The organism is Bacillus cereus group sp. BceL220 (assembly GCF_051776965.1).
Lineage (GTDB): Bacteria > Bacillota > Bacilli > Bacillales > Bacillaceae_G > Bacillus_A > Bacillus_A cereus.
In genome coordinates this window covers 273,460-294,529 of sequence record NZ_JBPWBC010000004.1, presented here as the reverse complement: position 1 = coordinate 294,529, position 21,070 = coordinate 273,460, and the positions used below count along the sequence as shown (strand labels likewise).

Below are 21,070 nucleotides of genomic sequence, written 5' to 3'. Positions count from 1 at the left end.
ATAGGATGTGTTCTAAAAATGAAAATACAAATTGTATTGTTTGATGGCTTTGGAGAGCTTGTCTCCTTTGCACCTTTTGAAGTATTAAACAGAGCGATAGAAGGAGGGGCTCCATTTACGATTGAATTCGTTTCAAGTGAACAAAAACAAGAAGTCACTACTTCGTTTGGAGTTACGGTTAAATTACATGATTTTTTACGAATGGATAACCGTCCAGATTTGTTAATTGTACCTGGTGGTGGCTGGAATCATAAAGCAGAGCATGGGGCACGAAAGCAAGCAGAGCTTGGAACTTTGACTAAAATGATTAGCGAGATGCACAATGCAGGAACAATCGTTGCTGGTGTGTGTACAGGAGGTATGCTATTAGCTGCCTCTGGTATATTGAACGGTCGAAAGGCAACGATGCACTATTTGGCACAGGATGAAATGAGTGAATACGGGGCAGAGCTTCTTCATTACCGAATTGTAGATCAAGGCGATGTTATCACTGCAAGAGGGGTCACTTCAGGAGTTGATTTGGGACTTTGGATCACGGAAAGATTCGCAAGTCCTAAAATTGCAGCTGCTGTTGAATACAGAATGGAATATGAGAGGCGAGGTGTTGTTTGGAAGTAATTTAATTTCTTTTTTAGCCTATTTTAAATGGGAGGGTTGCCCATAAAAGCCCAATCCATATGCACTAATAATCAGTGGGGATGACAAAACTCCTACTGATTAAAGTTTCATTTTATAAATTTTACTTTATTAAAAGTTGATTTGTTAGAAAGGATAATCATTTATTGCTATAATGAATGGATGCGTGGCAGGAAATAGATAGAAAGATACTGCTAGTAATTTATACTTCAAATGTAGGGAGATTGAACAGAGTTATGGGGAATGAAAAGGAAATTAGTTCCGCTAAATTAATATGGAAGATGACGCGCCCGCATACATTAACGGCGACGTTTTCTCCTGTAATTTTAGGGACAGTGGCATCACTTTATGTTGCCAAAATTGATTGGCTTTTATTTATTGCGATGATGCTTGCATGTTTAGCACTGCAAATAGCAACGAACTTATTTAATGAGTACTATGATTTCAAACGTGGATTAGATACCGCTGATTCTGTTGGCATCGGTGGCGGAATTGTCCGTCATGGATTGAAACCAAAAAATGTTTTAACTGTTGCGCTTTTATTATATGTCTTAGCAGCACTTATCGGCATTTATATTTGTATGAATAGTAGTTGGTGGTTAGTGGTTATTGGTTTAATTGGGATGGCAGTTGGCTATTTATATACAGGCGGTCCATTACCGATTGCGTACACTCCATTTGGAGAACTAGTTTCTGGATTGTTAATGGGGACATGTTTTGTACTCATTGCTTTCTTTATTCAAACGAATACTGTAACGATTGAAAGTGTATTGATTTCCATTCCAATTGGAATTTTAGTAGGTGCAATCAATATGTCGAATAACATCCGAGATATCGAAGAAGATATTAAAGGTGGAAGAAAGACATTAGTAATCCTCCTTGGGAGAGAGAAAGCTGTGGTAACACTAGCGGTAGCCTTTTTCATTGCGTATTTATGGATTGCCGTAATTGTATTAATGGGTTATATAAGCCCTTGGGCATTAGTAATGTTCCTAGGTTTGAGAAAGCCAATTTCTGCGATTCAAAGTTTCCAAAAAGGGGCAAAGGATCCTGGATATATGCGCATCGCAATGAAATCAACAGCGATGACAAATACGATTTTCGGCTTCTTATTATCAGCAGGATTATTAATTAGTTACTTGTTTTAAATGAAAAATATTGTTAAGTAACTTAACCCCAATTTCTCAGTTTTTATAGAGAGAGATTGGGGTTTTGATTTTGTTTAATGCTAAAAACAGTTTTATTTGAAATGCAAATACCAATAAATCGCAACTTCATCATTTTCAATATCCAAACCTTTATAAACAAGAAAATCAAACCCACCAATTACAAATCCACATTTTTCATAAAATTTACATGCTGCGACATTATTATTTTGCGTTTCAAGCATGATACCTGGCATATTGCCTTTTTTTGCCCACTGCTTTGCTTGATCAACTAATCTTTTACCAACTCCGAGTGTACGATATTTTTTATCTACCGTTATATCTTCTATGTAAGCATAGTGGTTCCAATTCTTTTTTAATACCATTAATCCAATGATTTGGTTATGTAACAGTGCTATGTAAATTACTTGATTAGGTTTATTTATATATTCATTGTAAGGCAGTTCTTCATTATCATCTTGATTTTGTAAATAACTTTTTTCATAACTCGGAATGTCTTCTACTGTATATTCTATGCGTCTATTTACTTTGGAAATAGAAAGAATTAACCGAGCATTCACTATAAAACTGTCATCAATCTCCGGGAGATTATCTAAATCATTTGTTTCTAACTCTCTAATTACAAGGTTCATCGGGGCACCTCCACATAATAATATTTCTTCTAGTTCTTCATTTGGTTCAAATGAATTCCAATTACAAAATTATAATAGAATTTCAATTGTACGGCCATCTCTGTATTTTATCTTTATACCAACATGCTGTTATCTTGATATAAAAATATTGTTTAGAAAGAGTAGTATTTTTTATTTTGGATGTATATCCAGTTTTCAAATTTAACTGTAATAGAGAAAAAATATTTTTTTAAAGAGTGGATGCAATACGCTATTCTTTAACTAATTTCGACATTATCTGCATTTTATCTTCACCTTCCTCTATTAATCTATTTATTGTAAATATTAGCTGAAGTTAATGTTTAGCTGCATAAATAATGAATATGAAAATGAGTAGGGAAAGGATTGAAACATAATGAAAGAATCACAAAATAAGAAAAAAACAAGTGTAGTAACTAAGGCAATACTATCTCTAGGAGTTGTGTTAGCAACGACCTTTTTCACGTTCTTTTTAATAGGAAAATGGAACTCTATCCCAGTGAAAGGGGGAGCTAATGAAAGTATTAAGCTAGCTAATACGCAACAACAAGAAAAGAAAGAGGACACATCACTGGCAAAACAGAAAAGAGCTGATGGAAAACCAGTAGGAAAGGTTGTTTATTTAACATTTGATGACGGTCCTAGCGAATTAACTGGGAAATTTTTAGATGTACTAAAAGAGCAACATGTTGCTTCGACATTTTTTATGCAAGGTAGCAATTTACAGAATACCGGTTTTCAGGAAAATGTAAAACGAGCAGTAAAAGAAGGACATTATATTGGTGCACATAGTATGACACATAATAGTGATAAGCTATACAAAAAAGGACAATTTGTAACGGAGATGAAAGAAACGTTAGCTCTTATTCATAATATTACAGGTACAACTCCTAAACTAGTCCGTCCCCCATACGGATCTGCACCAGGATTAAAGGGGCAGGACATTCGTAACAAAATTGTAGAAGCAGGAATAAAAGTTTGGGATTGGACGATAGATTCAAATGATTGGAAATTAAAAGGTAACCCACAGCAAATTATAGAAAATGTAAAGCGTACAACAACAGAAGATGTGGAAGTAGTTCTAATGCATGAAAAACCACAGACATTACAAGCGCTTCCGGAAATTATTAAATTTTATAAGGAAAAAGGGTATGAATTCGGGGTATACAATGAAGCGGATCATTTTCAACTAAACTTCCAGAAAGATCAACGTCTATAGCATAAGCTTATTTCTTTTAAAAGTGTTTTTATTACTAAATCAATAACTAAGTCAAAAGTCGATTTCCTATTTTATATAGAAATCGGCTCTTTCGTTTATGTATTACGTTACAAGAGTTTCCTTATTTTCTCCGGAATGTCCTTTTTAGAAATCGGTGCAACAGAGCCTTTTTAGTAAGAGTATTTTGTTGGGGATAATAAAAAAACGTATATCGCAATATAAAAATTCACTTTAATACTAAAGGATACATGACAACGATTCCTATAAATTCTTCTCAATAATTGAAAATAAAATCAATCCAGATTATTATATTGTTATTGTAATTATAAATGTAATTACATTTTATTGAAGGAGGATACAAAGATGAAAAACTCAAAAGGCTCTATTGAATCAGAGATAAGCAAAGCAATTACTCACTGGGAAAAGGACTACCTAGGACGCGGGTCTATATCCGTTAAGACAGATATATTACGGGATATGATTATCGTAAATTTACAAGGTATTTTAACGCCGGCTGAATATACGGTTTGCGAAACGAAAGACGGTATGCTAACGATAAAGAAAAATCGTTCGGAGCTAGTTGAATCTGGAATTGAAGATTTGAAAGAGATTATTCTAGAATTAACTGGAGAAAAAGTGAAAAGCTTTCATACGGATATAAGCTCCCGTACTGGTGAACGAGTAATGATTTTTAAATTGTTTCATAATCTTGAGGAAAAATTTTAAAAATTAAAATCACCGTAGGGTTAGTGGGAGATAATTAAGAAGCCTAAAAATTTTGCACTTTATTTAAATTTATTAACATGATAATAATTAAAAACTTGAAATTATTTACGTATACTGAATTTTAATTGGAATAACGCTCAAAAAAAACTGATAAATAAATTGACAAACTGCTTAATATAGTTTATCTTATATTTGTTTTAAAAAATTAATAGATGCTTATTTTAACTGTTTGCTATAATTAAGGCTTTAGCATTTTTTTAATATGTAATATTGACTAAATGAAAAAGTTTCTTAATTGAAAGATAGCGCATAACATAAATTGATATATTGATTGCATAATCTAGGAGATCAGAGATATACTGTTATTTTTAATAGGAGTAATACATACATTACTATCCTCTATAAAATGGGAGCTCTTCAAAAAACTTTATTGAAGTTAGTTGAAGTGAAACCGACAATCTCCATAATTCAATGATGATATAAAATCATTGAATTATGGAAGTTGTCGGTTTTTTTTATGGGAAAAAACGATGCACTAAAAAGAGTGAATGAAAATTGAAATTAAAAGGAATTTTTATAGGTTATTTTCGTTTGGAAGGGAGTATGTAATATGTTAATTTCGCTAAGTTCATCAACACTGTTAACTTTATTTTTTATGGCACTTAGTGCCTCTTGGCTAAGTGGATTATTGTTTTTACATGCAAGGATACCTTTACGTTTTGTTCATATCCATATTGGTATCGCTGCTTTGCCTTCATTGGTTTCTTTACTTGCACTTGTTAATAACAATGGAGATAGAGTTGTGGGGCCTTGGCATCTAGATACTTTAGCTTGGCTCATGTCTTTCTTTGTTCTTACAATTGGCTTAATTATTCAGCGATTTTCTGTACGTTACTTAATGGGGGATCGCTCATATCGAAAATACTTTGCACTTTTTACATTTACTACAAGTATATCTTCAGTTGCATGGTTGAGTGATGACCTTCGTATAATGATTATTTGTTGGGGAGCAACGCTTATAGGATTGGTTCTACTTATAGGGCTAAATAAAGGGTGGAAAGTAGTTAGTGAAGCAACAAAAATCTCTGGATATTTATTTGCAATAAGTTGGATTGCCTTACTATTAGCTATAATCTGGCTGTTTCAAATAACTGGACAGTGGCAGTTAACATCAGTTTTAACGAATGAAAATTTAGTGCAACATGGAAGATTGGAAAAAACAGTAATCAATTTATTAATTATAGTAGCTGTGATGATTCCGGCAGCACAATGGCCTTTTCAGAGATGGTTAATTGAGTCTGCTGTTGCTCCAACTCCTGTTTCTGCTATTATGCATGCGGGTTTAGTAAATGCTGGCGGTATCATGTTAACTAGATTTTCACCTCTTTTTCATGATGATATTGCACAAATAATTTTACTAATTTTCTCTAGTATTTCTGTCTTAATAGGTACAGGAATTAGTTTAGTCCAAGTTGATTATAAACGTCAGCTAGTAGGTTCAACTATTGCACAAATGGGATTTATGCTTATTCAATGTGCATTAGGCGCCTATTTAGCGGCTGTTATTCATTTAATTTTACATGGTTTGTTTAAAGCTACACTATTTTTACAAGCTGGTTCTTCAGTGCAACGTTTTGGGGTAGTGAATCAGTCTAATGAAAAGATGTCCAATTTATGGATTATAGTTGGGCGTGTTTTAGGATTATTTATAGCAATTACTTTCTGGTTTATGACTTCTGGAGAGGGGTATCAACTAGTTAGTGCGTTAATCTTAGGATGGTCACTATACTTTTCATGGAAACAGCTTGTTGTTTTTGGAGAGGGAAGAATGGGACGAATTGCTGGCTTAATTGTTTTGATTGGATTTTCTCTCATTTACTTTACTGTTCATAATTCTCTTTATAAATGGTTGCATACTGATATTTATCAAAGTGTTCAACCTTCAGCTCCAGCCGTTATCTTTGTTATATGTATTTTACTATTTAGTAGTGTTATTAGTACTTTCGTTACTCGTCATCAATCTTCTACTTTATCCGCTGTACTTTATCTTTGGTTAGTTCGAGTAGGTGAGGCGAGACGAAAGTCAGTAGAAAGTCACCCAAGCTATCTGAAACATTATGTATCAAAGGGAGGTAATTCGTGATGAGCATACCGTCAATATTAAAGAAAGATACAAACATTGATATGCAAGAAAATAATATAAATGATTTAGTGGCATCTGCTAGCCGAGTTATTGCACCACTTTGGCCTATCTCTACGTTTGCAGCTCATCACCCTTGGATGGGACTTGAAAAGCAATCATTTGAACAAGTCGCAAATTGGTTAAAAGAAGCTCGTAATGTGGATATTTATCCTAGTGCCTCCATGATTCATTCGGCAAAAGCGAAAGGTGAGATTGAGGAATCATTTTTACAAATGAGTTTGTCTCGTTGGCTGGATTCACAATCTTTTCATATTCCGCGAGAGAAAGCAGAGCGATTTTGTCAAGCAGCTTTAAAGTTAGAAAAATTACCTTCTGGTCTATTAGCATCGCCAGAAGTAAATAAATTGGCAGAAGAAATGAGTTATATAAATACAGCAAGTATGAAAGCCTCTGTTATGCAGCCAATAAGTTCGCTTATAGAGAATCAAAATAGTGAAAACCTATCTGATGTTCTTAATTATCATATCATTAAATGGTGTAAATTATATCTTGATGACTCCGGATCAAGTTGGACGATGCCAAATCGAGAGAAAGGTTTTTATCGTGCATGGCAACACCTTATTAAATTTGATCCAGCGCTCAGTAAAAATGAGCGTAAAGTTTTAAAAGATTGGCCACAAGATGCCGAAGTAGCTTTAGCGAGAGCATTATCTGAACTAGGAATTTCTGAATCTAACATACAATCTTACCTTGAAGGGCACTTGCTTTCTTTGCCTGGGTGGGCAGGAATGATACGATGGCGCTCACAACAATCAATTCAGGAACAGGAACTTCTCATAGAATATTTAGCAGTTCGAATTTCTATGGAGCTGGCTATTGCAAAACCTTATTTACCTTTAAAAAATCAAAAGGTTGAGAAAAAAGTTTCGATCGTCCCACTTATAGCTTCTTGGATCTATTGGGGGAATATTTCAACACGGGAATGGTTACAAATGCCTGCTGCTGAACAAAGTGAATTATTAGTATTCGCTTATCGTTTTGATGAAAATATTCGCAGAAAACTTTGGCTGGAAGCTTGGGAACAAACGCATGCAGAGCAATTAAGGGAGAAGATTGCTTCTAAACAACGTGCAACCGATGATAAAAAGCGTGTATTAGCTCAATTAGCATTCTGTATCGATGTACGTTCAGAACCGTTTCGTCGCCATCTTGAAAAATTAGGTCCGTTTGAAACATTTGGGATAGCTGGTTTCTTTGGATTACCAATTGCAACTAGTGAACTAGGTAGTAATAACAACCATCCTTCTTTGCCAGTTATACTCAAACCGAAACATCAAATAAAAGAGCTCACAAATGAAAATGAACTTAAATCTTATGAGCAACGTAAGAGGGTAGGCAGCTCGGTACGTTATACATTTAAAACGATGAAACAGAACGTACTGACAAGTATGGCGCTACCTGAGTTAAGTGGTTCTTTACTTGGTCTACAGATGGTGACAAGAAGTTTTGTCCCAAGAGGAGTTGGTGGTTTCATTCGTAACCTTCGTAAAACTATGTTACAAAAACCTGATACAACATTTTCGCTTAATCATGTTCATGACACAAAGGGTGAGATACCTATCGGTTTTACTAAAGAAGAAAAAGTGAACTATGTGCGTCAAGCTTTAAAAATGGTGGGATTAACAGAAGGTTTCGCTCCTTTAGTTGTCATGTGCGGCCACAGTAGTCAAAGTACGAACAATCCTTATGCTGCAGCGCTTGAGTGTGGTGCGTGTGGCGGAGCAGCGGGAGGGTTTAATGCAAGAGTTTTCGCTACTTTATGTAATCTTCCAGAAGTGAGAGAGGCGTTGTCTGCTGAAGGTATTAAAATTCCTAAGGACACCATTTTTGCAGCAGCTGAACATAAAACAACAGTGGATGAATTGGAATGGATTTACGTCCCAGAACTTTCGGAAACTGCGCAAGAAGCATTTGATTGTATCGAGTCGATTATGCCAAATGTGAGCCAACATGCAAATAGAGAGCGTTTAACGCAATTACCAAATTTTAAAACGAAAATAAAAAATGCGAGTAAAGAGGCACATCGATTTGCAGAAGATTGGAGTGAAATACGTCCAGAATGGGGATTAGCTCGTAATGCATCTTTTATTATCGGGCAACGAGAATTAACTCAGGATTGTGACTTAGAAGGTAGGGCTTTCCTCCATAATTATGATTGGAAACAGGATGAAAGTGGCGATATATTAGCTAACATTATTGCAGGACCAGGAACAGTAGCTCAGTGGATAAATCTACAATACTACGCTTCAACTGTAGCTCCTCATTATTATGGTAGTGGAAACAAAACAACCCAAACCGTAACGGCTGGTCTTGGTGTTATGCAGGGAAATGCAAGTGATTTGTTGCCAGGCTTACCTTGGCAATCCGTTATGCAGTCAGATAGTGAGACGTATCATTCACCACTTCGTTTACTAATTGTAATTCAAGCGCCTAGTCAATATATAGAACGTTTGCTAAATAATGATTTCACATTTCGAGAAAAAGTTCAAAATGGATGGGTTAGACTTGCAAGTGTTGATCCAGAGGGACGCTGGAAAAGCTGGTAACAAACATGTAATGAATTATCAACTATTGTTACTAGCTTAAAAGTTTCATAAATACAATAATGAAGAAGGAGTGCTCCATATGAATTCAAAGAATAAAAAAGTTTTATTGTTAACAGACATTAAACATGGAATAGAGCCTATTATCCAACAAGTAACTAACATTCAACAAGAAAACATATTGACTATACACAGCTACGATTCTGTAATTGTACATCCTTATGGAGATATAATGAGATCTATTATTATTGCTATTTATCAAGAAAATGTTGAAGAAATTTTTGTTGTAGGAATAGAGGATAAAGAAACTGATGTAGTTAATCTACAAATTCAACGTGATTCCATAAAAAATAACAGGGAACTAGACTATCTCTTTGAAAATTGCATGCCTGAATTTTCAAGTGGTAGCCTTGATGAATGGCTAAGTGGAAAAGAAAATGTTAGTGAAAATATTGAGAAGAGTATAGATATGATTTGTCATCATCCACTAGTACCGTCTGATGTTAAAGTTCATGGTTTCAAGATTGATAGAACAGGGGAAAAAGAAATGGTTGTTAAAGTTTCTGTTAATAAAGTAGTGAAACAAATGCATTCTTATGTGTAAGTTATCGATAGATAAGCAACTTTTATTTAGTAGATACTGTAATATGTTAAATATTTGGAGTTGTTTCCTTTAAAAAGAGTAAAAGAAATCTTCTATAAATGGAGATCTTTTGCTCTTTTTATAATAAAAACAAAAAATTATTTGACGTTTTTTCGAAAAATTTTTTAAGACAAGGCTTTTAGTTTTATAAGAACCTTTATTCATGATAGCAAGATAATTTTGATAAGAAGTATATAGTAAGAATGATTTGGAGATACCGATGGGGATATAACTATTTTATTTAGGACGGTGCAATTAAAATGGATTTACAGAAAGGGAAATTATATTGGAACACGACTTTTTCTAATACACCTTCTTATCCTCGTTTGGACGAAGATATAAAATGTGACGTACTAATAATAGGAGCAGGAAGTTCGGGTGCTCAATCAGCATACTATTTGAGTGAATCAGATTTAAATATTGTTATCGTTGATAAAAGAAAGGTAGGACATGGAAGTAACCTTACAAATACAGCACTTATTCAATATTTAGGTGATAAGATGTTTTTTGAACTTGTAAATACATTTGGGGAAGAGTATGCAGTTAAGCATATGAAATTATGTGAACAAGCTATTAATGATATTGAATATGCTGATCAAAACTTGCCTTATTGCTCTGACTTTAAACGACGTGACAGCTTATATTATGCAAGTTATGAAGAGGATATAAAGAAATTAGAAAAGGAACTGTATTATTTACATAAGCATGATTTTAAAGCGGCTTGGTTATCAGAAAAACAAATTGGACAGAGATATCCATTTAAAAAACGTGCAGCTATTTATACGTATAATGATGGTGAAATAAATCCTTATAAATTTACACATAGTTTATTAGAACAAGCCTCTAATAAAGGAGTTCACATTTATGAAGATACAGAGATTGTTGGCAAAAAGTTAGAGAAAGAATGTGCTATCTTTTATACAAAGGAGGGCAATTCTATTACTGCCAATAAAGTAATTGTGGCTGCAGGATATGAAGGATTGGAATTTAAAAAGGAAAAGAACGCTACACTGATTAGCTCATATGCAATTGTTACTAATCCTGTGGAAGATTTATCTTCTTGGTATAAACGCACTCTCATTTGGGAAACTGCGAGACCATATATTTATATGAGAACTACTGCAGATAATAGGATTATTATAGGTGGATTAGATGAAGATACAAACATTGCTCAAGAAAGAGATTCAAAATTAATCCATAAAAAAGAGAAATTAGTGAATGAATTTAATAAGCTCTTTCCCAATATAACAGTTGAACCTGAATTTTATTTAAGTGCTTTTTATGGTGGTACTCATGATGGTTTACCTATAATTGGAATGTATGAAGAGTTTCCAAATTGTCACTTTATCTATGCGTATGGAGATAATGGATTAGTTTATAGTATGGTACTTTCTAAAATTGTTCGAGATATAATTATTAACGGTTCAAGTCCGGATTTGAAATTATATTTACAAACTAGACCGAAACTAAATGAGTAAGCTGCATGTATGCAAAAACATAGTAGTAAGGAGTTGATTTAGGGCTCCATTATAAAAGATGCTATTTAAAATGTATCAGTTTAATGTGACTATTTGTTATGTTTATGAATGCTTACATAAAGCATTCATAAACAATATTATTTGTTAAATCCATTCATTTTACTAAGTTCTGTTATTTGTATAATCCATTCTTTTTTTAGGTAAGGTAGAGTTGCTTGGATATGATGATATTCCCATTCTTCCTCAATGATAGGGTAAAGATCAAATAAGTGTTTTTCTTCATCATTTGTTACAATTGCTGTAGGATTGTCAGTAAGTTTAAAATAAATGTCGCACCATCCGCTATAGTTTGTTAACATGAATAAAAAATTAGGACATGTGAATTCGATGAGGTATATTTCTTTCTCTAATTGAATATCTGATAGTAATTCTCTTGCAGTCTCAAAAGTAGGCTTCTTTTGGTAACCATTGCATGAATGCCATGCTCAAATGGGTAAATCTATAATAAAGTCAATACCTTTCTGTTTCATGTGTCTTACAATGTATTTATATGCTGTGCAATCTTCTTTACTAACAAAAATAGGATCGGCTATAAGCTTACCTTCATTCAAAAGTGTATTTATGGCATTTTGGTTTTGAAAAGTCCATAGGATTGTTGAATCTATAGATGTATTTAAGTTTGATTGTTTATAAAATTGTTTTTTCATCTTTCTCTCCATTTTCTTTTTTATTTTATAAGAGTTTAAGATAAGTACAAAGTGCATTATATTTTTATCTTTATTAAGAGTTGGAAAAATCCATTAAAGATAGAAGAGTTTGTTTGCAATTACAAAAAATGATTCTTATAATCATTTAAAAATAACAGAAGTATTTGTTCTAATAAAGAATGAATTGTGCTTTAAGAATTAGAAAGGATAGCCATGCAAAATAAAATTATTGTTATGTTTCAAAAAGATTTTCGTTTATATGATAACCCAGCTCTATTTGAGGCTGTTCAGTCTGGTGAGGTTCTTCCTGTATATATACAAGAGGAAACTTTTTCAATAGGAAGTGCGTCAAAGTGGTGGTTGCACCATGCTGTAATAGATGTAAAGAAGCAACTTGAGGCATTGGGCTCTACTTTAATAATTCGTAAAGGACGTACGGAGGAAGAAATACTTTCTCTCATAGAGCAATTAGATATAACGGCTGTATATTGGAATATTTGTTACGATCCGGACAGATTACAATCTAATCAAAAAATGAAAATGATGTTAGAGGATAAAGGTATTATCTGTAAAGAATTTAATTCGCATTTATTATTAGAACCATGGGTTATTAAAAAGAAAGATAACACTGAATATAAGGTGTTTACGCCTTTTTACAATGCATTTCAAAAGCAGGTAATACCTAAACCTATTAGCAGAGTGCAGAGTATAAAGTGGGGAAACTCTTTACCAGCAAGCTTATCTGTTTCAGAATTACAATTGTTGCCGACTATACCGTGGACATCTCATATGGAAGTAATATGGGATCCGACAGAAGAAGGGGCATATAAAACATTCAAGAAATTTTTCTCTAGTAAATTAGTCTCTTATAGTGAAGGAAGAGATTTTCCAGGTCAAAATGTCCATTCGATGTTGGCACCGTATCTTTCATTTGGTCAAATATCAGTAAAGCTAATGTTTCATTACTTAATAAATAAAAGTACCCAAAGACAATGTAGTCTTTTTGAAAAACAAGTTAATAGCTTTATACGTCAATTAATTTGGCGAGAGTTTTCTTATTATTTACTATACCATTATCCATTTACAGTATATAAACCTCTTAATAAGAGCTTTGAACATTTTCCGTGGAATAAGGAAGAGGAGTTATTAAGAGTATGGCAAAAGGGGAAAACGGGTTATCCGTTTATTGATGCGGGAATGCGAGAACTATGGCAAACAGGTTTTATGCATAACCGGGCAAGAATGGCTGTAGCCTCTTTTCTTGTAAAGCATTTGTTAATTCCGTGGCAAGAAGGAGCAAAATGGTTTATGGATACACTACTAGATGCTGATATTGCAAATAATACAATGGGATGGCAATGGGTTGCTGGAAGCGGAGCAGATGCATCACCGTACTTTCGTATTTTTAACCCCATCACACAAGGAGAAAAGTTTGATAAAAATGGAGAGTATATAAGAAGATGGGTACCAGAATTAAAAGATATCCCAAACAAATATATACATAAGCCTTGGGAAGCACCTGAGCATATTTTACAAAAATCCAATATAAAACTTGGGGATACATATCCTTATCCGATTGTTGATCATAAGGCAGCACGAGAGAGAGCCCTTTGTGCATATAAAAGTATGAAAGAATTTGTATGAAATAGGTTAAACATTATGTATTTGGAATTTAAATATTAGAATTTTATCCATTACAAGGACATACTAATCATATAAAGTTTCTATAATCTTCTAGTAAAAAGGAGAATGTTTATGAAAAAATCTAGTATTATAGTGTTATTACTAACATATGGTTTGTTTTATGTTTCTAGTGTTTTATTCCCTATTGATCGTACTTGGTATAATGCGTTAGAAAAGCCATCTTGGACACCTCCTGGTATGACAATCGGAATGATATGGGCTGTATTATTTGGACTTATTGCATTATCAGTTGCAATTATTTACAACAACTATGGATTCAAGCCAAAAACATTCTGGTTTTTATTCCTTTTAAATTATATATTCAATCAAGCGTTCAGCTACTTTCAATTTAGCCAAAAGAATTTGTTTTTAGCAACAGTAGATTGTTTACTAGTCGCTATTACTACGTTACTTCTCATTATGTTTTCTTCCAATTTATCTAAAGTATCGGCATGGTTGCTAATCCCATATTTTTTATGGGCTACATTTGCTACATATTTATCTTGGACAATTTATAGTATAAATTAAAGACGTAAATGAAAACTTGAGCACAATGAAAATGCTCGAGTTTTTACGTTTATTAATGGTAATCTAAAGTATAGAATATACACATCTTAGGGAGGGCATATATGTGAAGAAATGGATAAAAATTACTCTGTACTCTTTACTAGGTATTTTAATTATGGGAAGTGTTACTTTTTTAACGTGGTCTCAGTTTACTTACAAACCAACGAAAGAGGCTTTGTCTTTAGTAGATGATAAAAAAGATGAAAATTATATAGTTTTTGGAGAGAAAGATGCAAAAATAGGAGTTATTTTTTATCAAGGAGCTAAAGTAGAAGCGGAGGCTTATAGTTACTTAGGAGAAGCACTTGCAAAAGATGGGCATTTTGTAGTAATGCCTAAGTTACCATTAAACTTAGCGATATTTGGAATAAATGAGGTAGATAGTGTAATTGAACAGTATCCTGAAGTTCAAAAATGGTATGTTGCTGGGCATTCAATGGGTGGAGCTATGATTTCTAGGTATGCCTTTCAACATGAAGAAAAGGTAGACGGGATTATTTTCTTAGGTTCGTATCCTGCAGATGATTTCTCTGCCAAATCGATTCCAATGTTATCAATTTATGGAGAAGTAGATGCTTTAGCAACTGTAGAAAAAATAGAGAACAATAAAAAGTTTATGTCAAAGAATACAACTATGCACATGATAAAAGGGGGCAATCATGCTCATTTTGGCATGTATGGTGAGCAAAAGGGTGATAACGCGAGCTTAATTACGCCAAAAGCACAACGAGATGAAACAGTGAAAGTAATTGAAGAATGGTTATTGAAACAATGATGAAAAATTCTTCTTCCCCTAGCCCAATGGTAGGTGGGAGAGGTAAGAAAGAGCCAACTTGTACGAGTAGGCTCTTTTATTTATCTACAATTTTCAATTGTCCTCTTATTTTCTCCGGTATGTCCGTTTCAGAGATAACATCGTAAGAATAGACATACTTGCCTTTTACATGAATTTTTAAGTAAGTTTTTCTTATAAAATCATTAGGCGTGTTCGTTCCAACATTATATTCTTTTTCATTGCTTAATTCATCAACAGCTTTTAGTGAGTACATAGCTTTTCCTTTTTGATGATAATCCGGAACACCATATCCTTTCGCAACGGCATATACATTTTTTTCTTCAGCAATCGGATTAAATCTGTCTAAATCCCCGCGCAATATGAAAGGTAGTAAGTATATAGGAAGGCCTATTCCTAATATGCAAATTACAAATTTCTTCATGGTCATTTCTCCTCTTGTTCATTTACAGGATTCAGTATAGAAAAAAATTCTTATAAATATAGAGGGAAATTCCTTAAAGTTTTCTTAATAAAGTTTAACCGTGTGAAAAAAACTAACTTGAGCATTAAGCTTACGGAATGAATAACCAAATAACTTTTTTTCTTTATTTTTTGATATTTCTTAAGAACCTATCAAGAAATAAGTGAGTTTTAGGATTTAGAATAAATGTATCTTACAGTAATAAGAGAATTATCTAAATAAATTGGAGTGAGAACAATTAAAGAAAGTATCTTGTGGGTTGCTTTTTTCTTTTGGAATAGAGAATCACATGAGTCAGTTACATGTAATGCAGCGCTGTGCTTCTATGTCACTGAAAAATCCAATGATAAAAAAAGAGGGGGAAGGCATTTTTTATTGAAGTTTGTTAATGATAGATTTTTAACTAGTTAGGGGGGGATCGTAAAATAGATTATTAATCTCTTTGATAATTTTTATTTTCCTTATAGTTGGCATATTGTATTAGAAATTTTAAATTTTGAAAGGAGAATCAATAATTATGGGTAAGAAAAGAAGAATAAGTAATAAGTTATTACTTGTCAGTGCAATTTTTACAATAGCAATTCCCTCAGTCTCATATGCGGAGGAAGTAATTTCACCTGAAAATTTTACGAGTTCTTCAAGTTTGTATGAGGGACGGAATACGGAAGTATTGAAAACAAGCTTATACCCTTATACATATAATTATCCGTTTAACTACCAATTTATTTCGAAATTAAAGGAAGCAAACACAACTATAAAAAAAGTAGACAACAGTGATGATGAAAATCCTATTATATCTACTACTCTTTCATTTATTCGCCATATGAATAGTGAAGATTATAAATCTGCATTTGATTTAACCTCAAGGTCATTACAGAAAATAATATCCGAAGAATAGCTGAAGAGCTATTGGGAGGGACTCCCAGTACAATTACAAGCAGGTTCTTTTATAGAAATTGGAGAGGTTACACAAAAAGAGACAAATCCTGTTCATACAAATGTGGAGATTCAATTAGTTTTTGAAAAAATGACTGTACCTTTACTAATTAAACTAGATCCATCTGGAAAAATAGACGATTTTCAACTCAGCATGTCGTTTAGTCCTGTTGCAGAGCGTCCATCATATAGTAAGCCTGAGTCATTTGTTGATAAAGAAGTAGTAGTTGGAAGTGGTGCATTTCCATTACCAGGAACATTGTCGGTTCCAAAAGGAAAGGGTCCTTTTCCAGCGGTTATTCTTGTTCAAGGATCAGGAGCAACTGATCAGGATGAAACAGCGTTTGCTTTAAAACCATTTCGCGATTTAGCTGAAGGTCTTGCATCGAAGGGAATTGCTGTCCTTCGCTATAATAAAAGAACTTATGAACATGGGTTGAAAACACAATTCAGTCCCTTTTATATAGTTGATAAAGAGACAACAGATGATGCTCTTCTTGTAACTCAATTTCTTAAAAATGAGCCTCTAATAAATAAGAATCAAATATATATTCTTGGTCATAGTCAAGGTGGAATGATGCTTCCGAAAATGATTGAAAAAGACCAAAATAAAAATATTGCTGGGGCAATTGTAATGGGAGGGCCAGCTCGTACGATCCAAGACGTTGTTTTAGATCAATTTGAGTACCTTTTTTCAATTGGAGCAATGAAACTAGATGAATATAAATTCTACAAATCACAATTTGAATTATTAAATGATCCAAATTTCTCTGGTCAGAATCCCCCAAAAGATTTTCACTTAGGATCAGCAGTATTTTGGGATTCTATACGGAAAATTAAAGCGGCCGAAATGTCAAAAGAACAAAAGACACCGCTTCTTATTATTCAAGGAGAAAGAGACTATCAAGTTCAATCAAAAATCGAAATTCCTCTTTGGAAAGAACAATTAAAAGAACGAGATAACGTAGATTATCGACTATATCCAAAGTTAAATCATTTCTTTACAGAGGGTGATGGGGAAATAAGTAAGCCAGATGAATATTATAGTCCTGCTAATATCCCTGAGTATGTTATAAGTGATATTGCTGCTTGGGTGCAAGGCAAATCGCAATTAAATTAGCAACCATATGTTTTAATAAAGACTTTCTTTCCGTAATCAAAATAGAAATATTTTTATTAGGTTATATGTTTTTTAAAAGCACTCTTTGAAAAGGAGTGCTTTTTTATTTTTCTATGATTTCTATAAAACAATGGGCTTGCCTTCCAAACAAATCGTTATTTGTAGCGCTTTTATCAAAGCAAAGTTCTTGTGACATTTCTTTAATATTAAAAACATGAATAACCTATTGTGTAAATTTTTTGAAAATTTAGGTTTAACATCTTTAAAATAGGTGTATTACATATTACATAACAACTAAATAAAAAAAATCTAAAGGAGGAAAGATACCATGCATACGAACGAAAGAAAACCGGTGGTTTATGAATATCAAAATGAACAGGAAGTAGTTATAAAAGTAAAAGAGCTAGAATTGCAAGGGATTCGCCAAGATGACATTTACGTCTTAACACATGAAAAACATCTAACAAAAAAGATTGCGGATGATACAAACACAAATACGATTGGAGTAAAAGAACAAGGATTGGGAACAAGTATTATCAACTTTTTCTCCAAAAAAGGGGACGAACTTCGAAATCAAATGGAAGAAATGGGGTTGTCGAAGGAGGAAGCTAACTTATATGAAGAAAAACTAGATCAAGGGAAGATTTTACTCCTAGTAACAGCTGAAGTACCAATGGCGAATGATAGGCAGCCGCAAAACTATCATTCTCTGTAATAGATTGCAACATCTGATAAATAGGTAAGGTAATTATTTTAGGTTGTAGCATTGAAGAAAATAAAAATAGAAAAGGATGAGAAAAATGAAACATACAATATTTAAATATGCTGTGATTGGAATTACGACCGGAGTCATAGTCTCCCTATTAAAAAAAGAAAATCGGAAAGCTATACAAACAAAAGGAAAAAGCGTAAAAGAAAAACTACAAGAAGGAAACATAAAGGAAACATTGGAGAAGGTAACTGAGACAAGTAAACAATTTTCTGTAACTGCAGCTAATGTTGCAAAACAAACATTACCACAACTGCTTACAGCCACACCAGTTGTCATTTCTACCATTAAAGACTTAACAGAAAACGAAAATAATAAAAAGAAAACAGGTGAAAAGGATTACGAAATAAATGAAAATAGTAAGAACTTAGACGGGGAAAAAACGAAAAATGAAAAGAAATATGTGAAAGAAGGGAAAGAAGAGAGTGCCTAGATTTAACTCTAAAAATAGAAAGTGGGGAAAAAAGTATGAAATCTCTGTATGCAATTGATGTAGGAATTGGCTTTACCAAAAGGGCATATCGACAGGATGTAGATTCTGAGATGACGGTCAAGAGTGAAGCTTCCACACTAGCCCCTGTACCTAATCATGCTGAAAGTGAAGATTTAACAAAGGTAAGTTTTATAGACTTAGACTTTGCATACTACATGGGAAATGAAGCACATCAATCTGACGCTTCATTTCTTCCTCCATTTGACGAAGAAATAGAAAATTATTATGAAAGCGAACGATTTAAACAACAAATATTTGGTTGCATTGCAAAGGATTATAAAGAAAATGTCGTGTTACCTCTAGTTGTTACCGGGCTTCCCATCACTTGTTTTGGTAGTCAGCATGAGCAATTACAACGTGCACTAAAAAAAGAAACTTCCGTGCAAATTGATGGAAAATTTATTAATATTACGGTGGAAAATGCTTTGATTCTTCAGCAACCGGTCGCTTTACATGCCTATTTCTTAAAAGAGGGAATCATTCAGGAACGAGATCGCATCTTAATTATTGATGGTGGATTTCGTACATTAGAAATGACAGATATGAAACAGAATCTCATTTTAAATCATTATGAGACGGAACTAGGATGTAGCAAGCCTTTGAAAAATATTAAGAATATCGTGCAGAATCATGAGGGTGAAAGTAATCAATTGCATATTAACGACATGCCAAACATATTAGAAAAAGGATATGAATGTCGAGAAGAAAATCATGAGACAAGTCAGGTTCATACTTTGATTCAAAAAGAGTTGGATGCACACTTCCAAGACGTCATGCGTGTATTACAAGAACAATTTAAGTTAGAACAGTATGATACTATTATTTGGACAGGAGGAATAGTAGATCTCCACAAAAAAAGAATTGAAAAAATGCAAGGTGAAATTTCTTCTTTCCGTATGGTAGACGCTTCGAAAGAGGCTGCACTTCATGGATACTACATTATTGGGAGTCAAGTATTTGAGGACATCACCAATCAATCTGCATATGAATCCAAATTATAATAACGACTGAAATGGAGTTCGTTTAATAGACGTGCCAAATTATGTAGCTTCTTTTCCACATATAATAAATTCTTTATAAGAAAAGATAAAAAGTGCTTGTATAGAGGAAATGTTTAAAATTGAGAATAAAAATAACTAATATATAGGGGGTCTTACTTTTAAAAGAATAAGACCTCCTATGTCATTTATTTTGTAATTTAGATGATTTAAAAACTTTTCCTCCAATACATGAATACCTACATACAAATTTCATATTACGGATATGATTCGATCAAACATAAAACTATTTAGAAAGGAAGAATAATATGGAATGCATAGAAATGACGAAATGGAGTTGGTATCATGTGAAAACTAGTGAGCTTGAAAAACTTTCTTCTATAATCCCTCGTGATGTAACATCTTATTTCTCTCAATTTGTAAAAAAGATAAGTTCTCCTTGTGAAAATGGATTATATGTTTATACGTTATCACCAAGTCAAACTTGTGTATATGGTTCGTTTTTATATGATCAAGATAAAAAGGATGCCAAAATTCAAAAATTTCTTCATTATTTCGTAGCTCATGGAATACTGATAACAGTTCAGGAAAAAGAGGAAGAGGATTTCCAAAAATTAACACATAATTTCCCTATGGGTACAAAAAATTGTAACAGTTCCGCTGAAGGATTATGTGCTATCTTATCAATGTTTATATCTCACTATTTGCGAAAGGTTGACTACTTTGAAAACAATTTCAGAAATGTATTATGGGATTTTTATCATCATAATAACATAGCAGTTTTAGAAAGGATTTATCATATTCGTCATGAATTATTTATGAACACACATGTGTTTCGCTTAATACAGGAAGTGTTACAAGGCCTAAAAGAAGCTTGGTTAGAAAAACTAACAAACACACTTTGTTATAAACAAACACACGTAAAATTAGAGCGTGGATTACAACTTGTTAAAGAGTACCAAGAAGAATTAGACACGATGATTCATTTACAAGAAGTTGTTTCTTCTCATCGTGGGAATGAAATTATGAAAGCTCTTACTGTATTAACTGCTGTGAGTACGCCTTTGACAGCCTTAGGAGCATTATGGGGTATGAATTTTAAATATATGCCTGAACTAGAATGGAAATATAGCTATTTAATTGCTCTCTTATTTATTATTTTCACAACAGGGGGGATGTATATGTATATGCGATTCAAAGGATGGACAGGTGACTTATTACGAGTAAAGAAAAAGAAATCGTTTTTTAAATCTAATTAATCCTGTTTATAAAAAATA

Annotated in this window: 17 protein-coding genes and 3 pseudogenes; 16 read left to right on the top strand and 4 right to left on the bottom strand. The window is 33.1% G+C overall.

The window, feature by feature from the left end:
- Positions 1 to 18: 18 nt before the first annotated feature.
- Positions 19 to 618 (top strand): DJ-1/PfpI family protein, encoded by a 600-nt coding sequence (locus tag ACS2FK_RS13605; protein ID WP_063547858.1) that lies wholly within the window; start codon positions 19 to 21, stop codon positions 616 to 618.
- Between the two features lie 254 nt (positions 619 to 872).
- On the top strand, positions 873 to 1,784 hold the full coding sequence (gene menA / locus ACS2FK_RS13600) for a 1,4-dihydroxy-2-naphthoate polyprenyltransferase (protein ID WP_063547857.1): 912 nt from the start codon (positions 873 to 875) through the stop codon (positions 1,782 to 1,784).
- A gap of 92 nt (positions 1,785 to 1,876) precedes the next feature.
- Here the strand turns inward: menA and satA are convergent, their stop codons facing one another.
- Complete coding sequence (satA, locus tag ACS2FK_RS13595; protein WP_063547856.1) at positions 1,877 to 2,434, bottom strand: streptothricin N-acetyltransferase SatA; 558 nt, start codon at positions 2,432 to 2,434, stop codon at positions 1,877 to 1,879.
- Between the two features lie 394 nt (positions 2,435 to 2,828).
- On the opposite strand from satA, the gene ACS2FK_RS13590 reads away from it, so the two are divergent.
- The 6 genes from ACS2FK_RS13590 to ACS2FK_RS13565 all read left to right on the top strand — a co-directional run bounded on the left by ACS2FK_RS13590 (position 2,829) and on the right by ACS2FK_RS13565 (position 11,264).
- Entirely contained in the window at positions 2,829 to 3,671 is an 843-nt protein-coding gene (locus tag ACS2FK_RS13590; RefSeq protein ID WP_063547855.1) for a polysaccharide deacetylase family protein, read from the top strand.
- Between the two features lie 363 nt (positions 3,672 to 4,034).
- Positions 4,035 to 4,397 carry a DUF2294 domain-containing protein gene (locus tag ACS2FK_RS13585; RefSeq protein WP_000798162.1) on the top strand — a complete coding sequence of 121 codons (363 nt, stop codon included), beginning with the start codon at positions 4,035 to 4,037 and terminating at the stop codon, positions 4,395 to 4,397.
- 610 nt (positions 4,398 to 5,007) lie between these two features.
- Positions 5,008 to 6,540: an NADH dehydrogenase subunit 5 gene (locus ACS2FK_RS13580; RefSeq protein WP_063547854.1), complete on the top strand. Its 1,533-nt coding sequence runs from the start codon at positions 5,008 to 5,010 to the stop codon at positions 6,538 to 6,540.
- A complete protein-coding gene (locus tag ACS2FK_RS13575; protein ID WP_063547852.1) occupies positions 6,540 to 9,146 on the top strand; it encodes a DUF2309 domain-containing protein in 2,607 nt (868 codons plus the stop codon). Before ACS2FK_RS13580 ends, ACS2FK_RS13575 begins: the two co-directional genes overlap by 1 nt.
- Before the next feature lie 79 nt (positions 9,147 to 9,225).
- A complete protein-coding gene (locus tag ACS2FK_RS13570) occupies positions 9,226 to 9,747 on the top strand; it encodes a hypothetical protein (protein ID WP_063547850.1) in 522 nt (173 codons plus the stop codon).
- Positions 9,748 to 10,046: 299 nt separating this feature from the next.
- Complete coding sequence (locus ACS2FK_RS13565; protein WP_063547848.1) at positions 10,047 to 11,264, top strand: NAD(P)/FAD-dependent oxidoreductase; 1,218 nt, start codon at positions 10,047 to 10,049, stop codon at positions 11,262 to 11,264.
- A 137-nt stretch (positions 11,265 to 11,401) separates the two neighbouring features.
- Here ACS2FK_RS13565 and ACS2FK_RS13560 read toward each other — a convergent pair.
- Positions 11,402 to 11,971, bottom strand: a pseudogene (locus ACS2FK_RS13560) (DUF3841 domain-containing protein).
- Between the two features lie 213 nt (positions 11,972 to 12,184).
- On the opposite strand from ACS2FK_RS13560, the gene ACS2FK_RS13555 reads away from it, so the two are divergent.
- The 3 genes from ACS2FK_RS13555 to ACS2FK_RS13545 all read left to right on the top strand — a co-directional run bounded on the left by ACS2FK_RS13555 (position 12,185) and on the right by ACS2FK_RS13545 (position 14,996).
- Positions 12,185 to 13,615 (top strand): cryptochrome/photolyase family protein, encoded by a 1,431-nt coding sequence (locus ACS2FK_RS13555; RefSeq protein WP_063547846.1) that lies wholly within the window; start codon positions 12,185 to 12,187, stop codon positions 13,613 to 13,615.
- A 111-nt stretch (positions 13,616 to 13,726) separates the two neighbouring features.
- Positions 13,727 to 14,182 (top strand): TspO/MBR family protein, encoded by a 456-nt coding sequence (locus ACS2FK_RS13550; RefSeq protein ID WP_063547844.1) that lies wholly within the window; start codon positions 13,727 to 13,729, stop codon positions 14,180 to 14,182.
- A gap of 103 nt (positions 14,183 to 14,285) precedes the next feature.
- On the top strand, positions 14,286 to 14,996 hold the full coding sequence (locus tag ACS2FK_RS13545; RefSeq protein WP_063547842.1) for an alpha/beta hydrolase: 711 nt from the start codon (positions 14,286 to 14,288) through the stop codon (positions 14,994 to 14,996).
- Between the two features lie 76 nt (positions 14,997 to 15,072).
- On the opposite strand, the gene ACS2FK_RS13540 is transcribed toward ACS2FK_RS13545, so the two are convergent.
- The gene (locus tag ACS2FK_RS13540) at positions 15,073 to 15,438 is read right to left on the bottom strand and encodes a YxeA family protein (protein ID WP_063547840.1); all 366 of its coding nucleotides are present in this window, start codon (positions 15,436 to 15,438) and stop codon (positions 15,073 to 15,075) included.
- Between the two features lie 556 nt (positions 15,439 to 15,994).
- Between ACS2FK_RS13540 and ACS2FK_RS13535 the strand changes: the two are divergent.
- Positions 15,995 to 17,533, top strand: a pseudogene (locus tag ACS2FK_RS13535) (alpha/beta hydrolase).
- A 118-nt stretch (positions 17,534 to 17,651) separates the two neighbouring features.
- Here the strand turns inward: ACS2FK_RS13535 and ACS2FK_RS13530 are convergent.
- Positions 17,652 to 17,729, bottom strand: a pseudogene (locus tag ACS2FK_RS13530) (acyl dehydratase); the annotation flags it as partial.
- Positions 17,730 to 17,861: 132 nt separating this feature from the next.
- Here ACS2FK_RS13530 and ACS2FK_RS13525 point away from each other — a divergent pair.
- The 4 genes from ACS2FK_RS13525 to ACS2FK_RS13510 all read left to right on the top strand — a co-directional run bounded on the left by ACS2FK_RS13525 (position 17,862) and on the right by ACS2FK_RS13510 (position 21,052).
- Positions 17,862 to 18,248, top strand: coding sequence for a general stress protein (locus ACS2FK_RS13525; RefSeq protein WP_063547838.1), 387 nt, complete (start codon positions 17,862 to 17,864; stop codon positions 18,246 to 18,248).
- 85 nt (positions 18,249 to 18,333) lie between these two features.
- Positions 18,334 to 18,735 (top strand): hypothetical protein, encoded by a 402-nt coding sequence (locus ACS2FK_RS13520; protein WP_000683216.1) that lies wholly within the window; start codon positions 18,334 to 18,336, stop codon positions 18,733 to 18,735.
- Positions 18,736 to 18,770: 35 nt separating this feature from the next.
- Entirely contained in the window at positions 18,771 to 19,796 is a 1,026-nt protein-coding gene (locus ACS2FK_RS13515; RefSeq protein ID WP_063547836.1) for a ParM/StbA family protein, read from the top strand.
- Positions 19,797 to 20,101: 305 nt separating this feature from the next.
- Positions 20,102 to 21,052, top strand: a complete 951-nt coding sequence (locus tag ACS2FK_RS13510; RefSeq protein ID WP_063547834.1) for a magnesium transporter CorA family protein — start codon at positions 20,102 to 20,104, stop codon at positions 21,050 to 21,052.
- Positions 21,053 to 21,070: the final 18 nt, after the last annotated feature.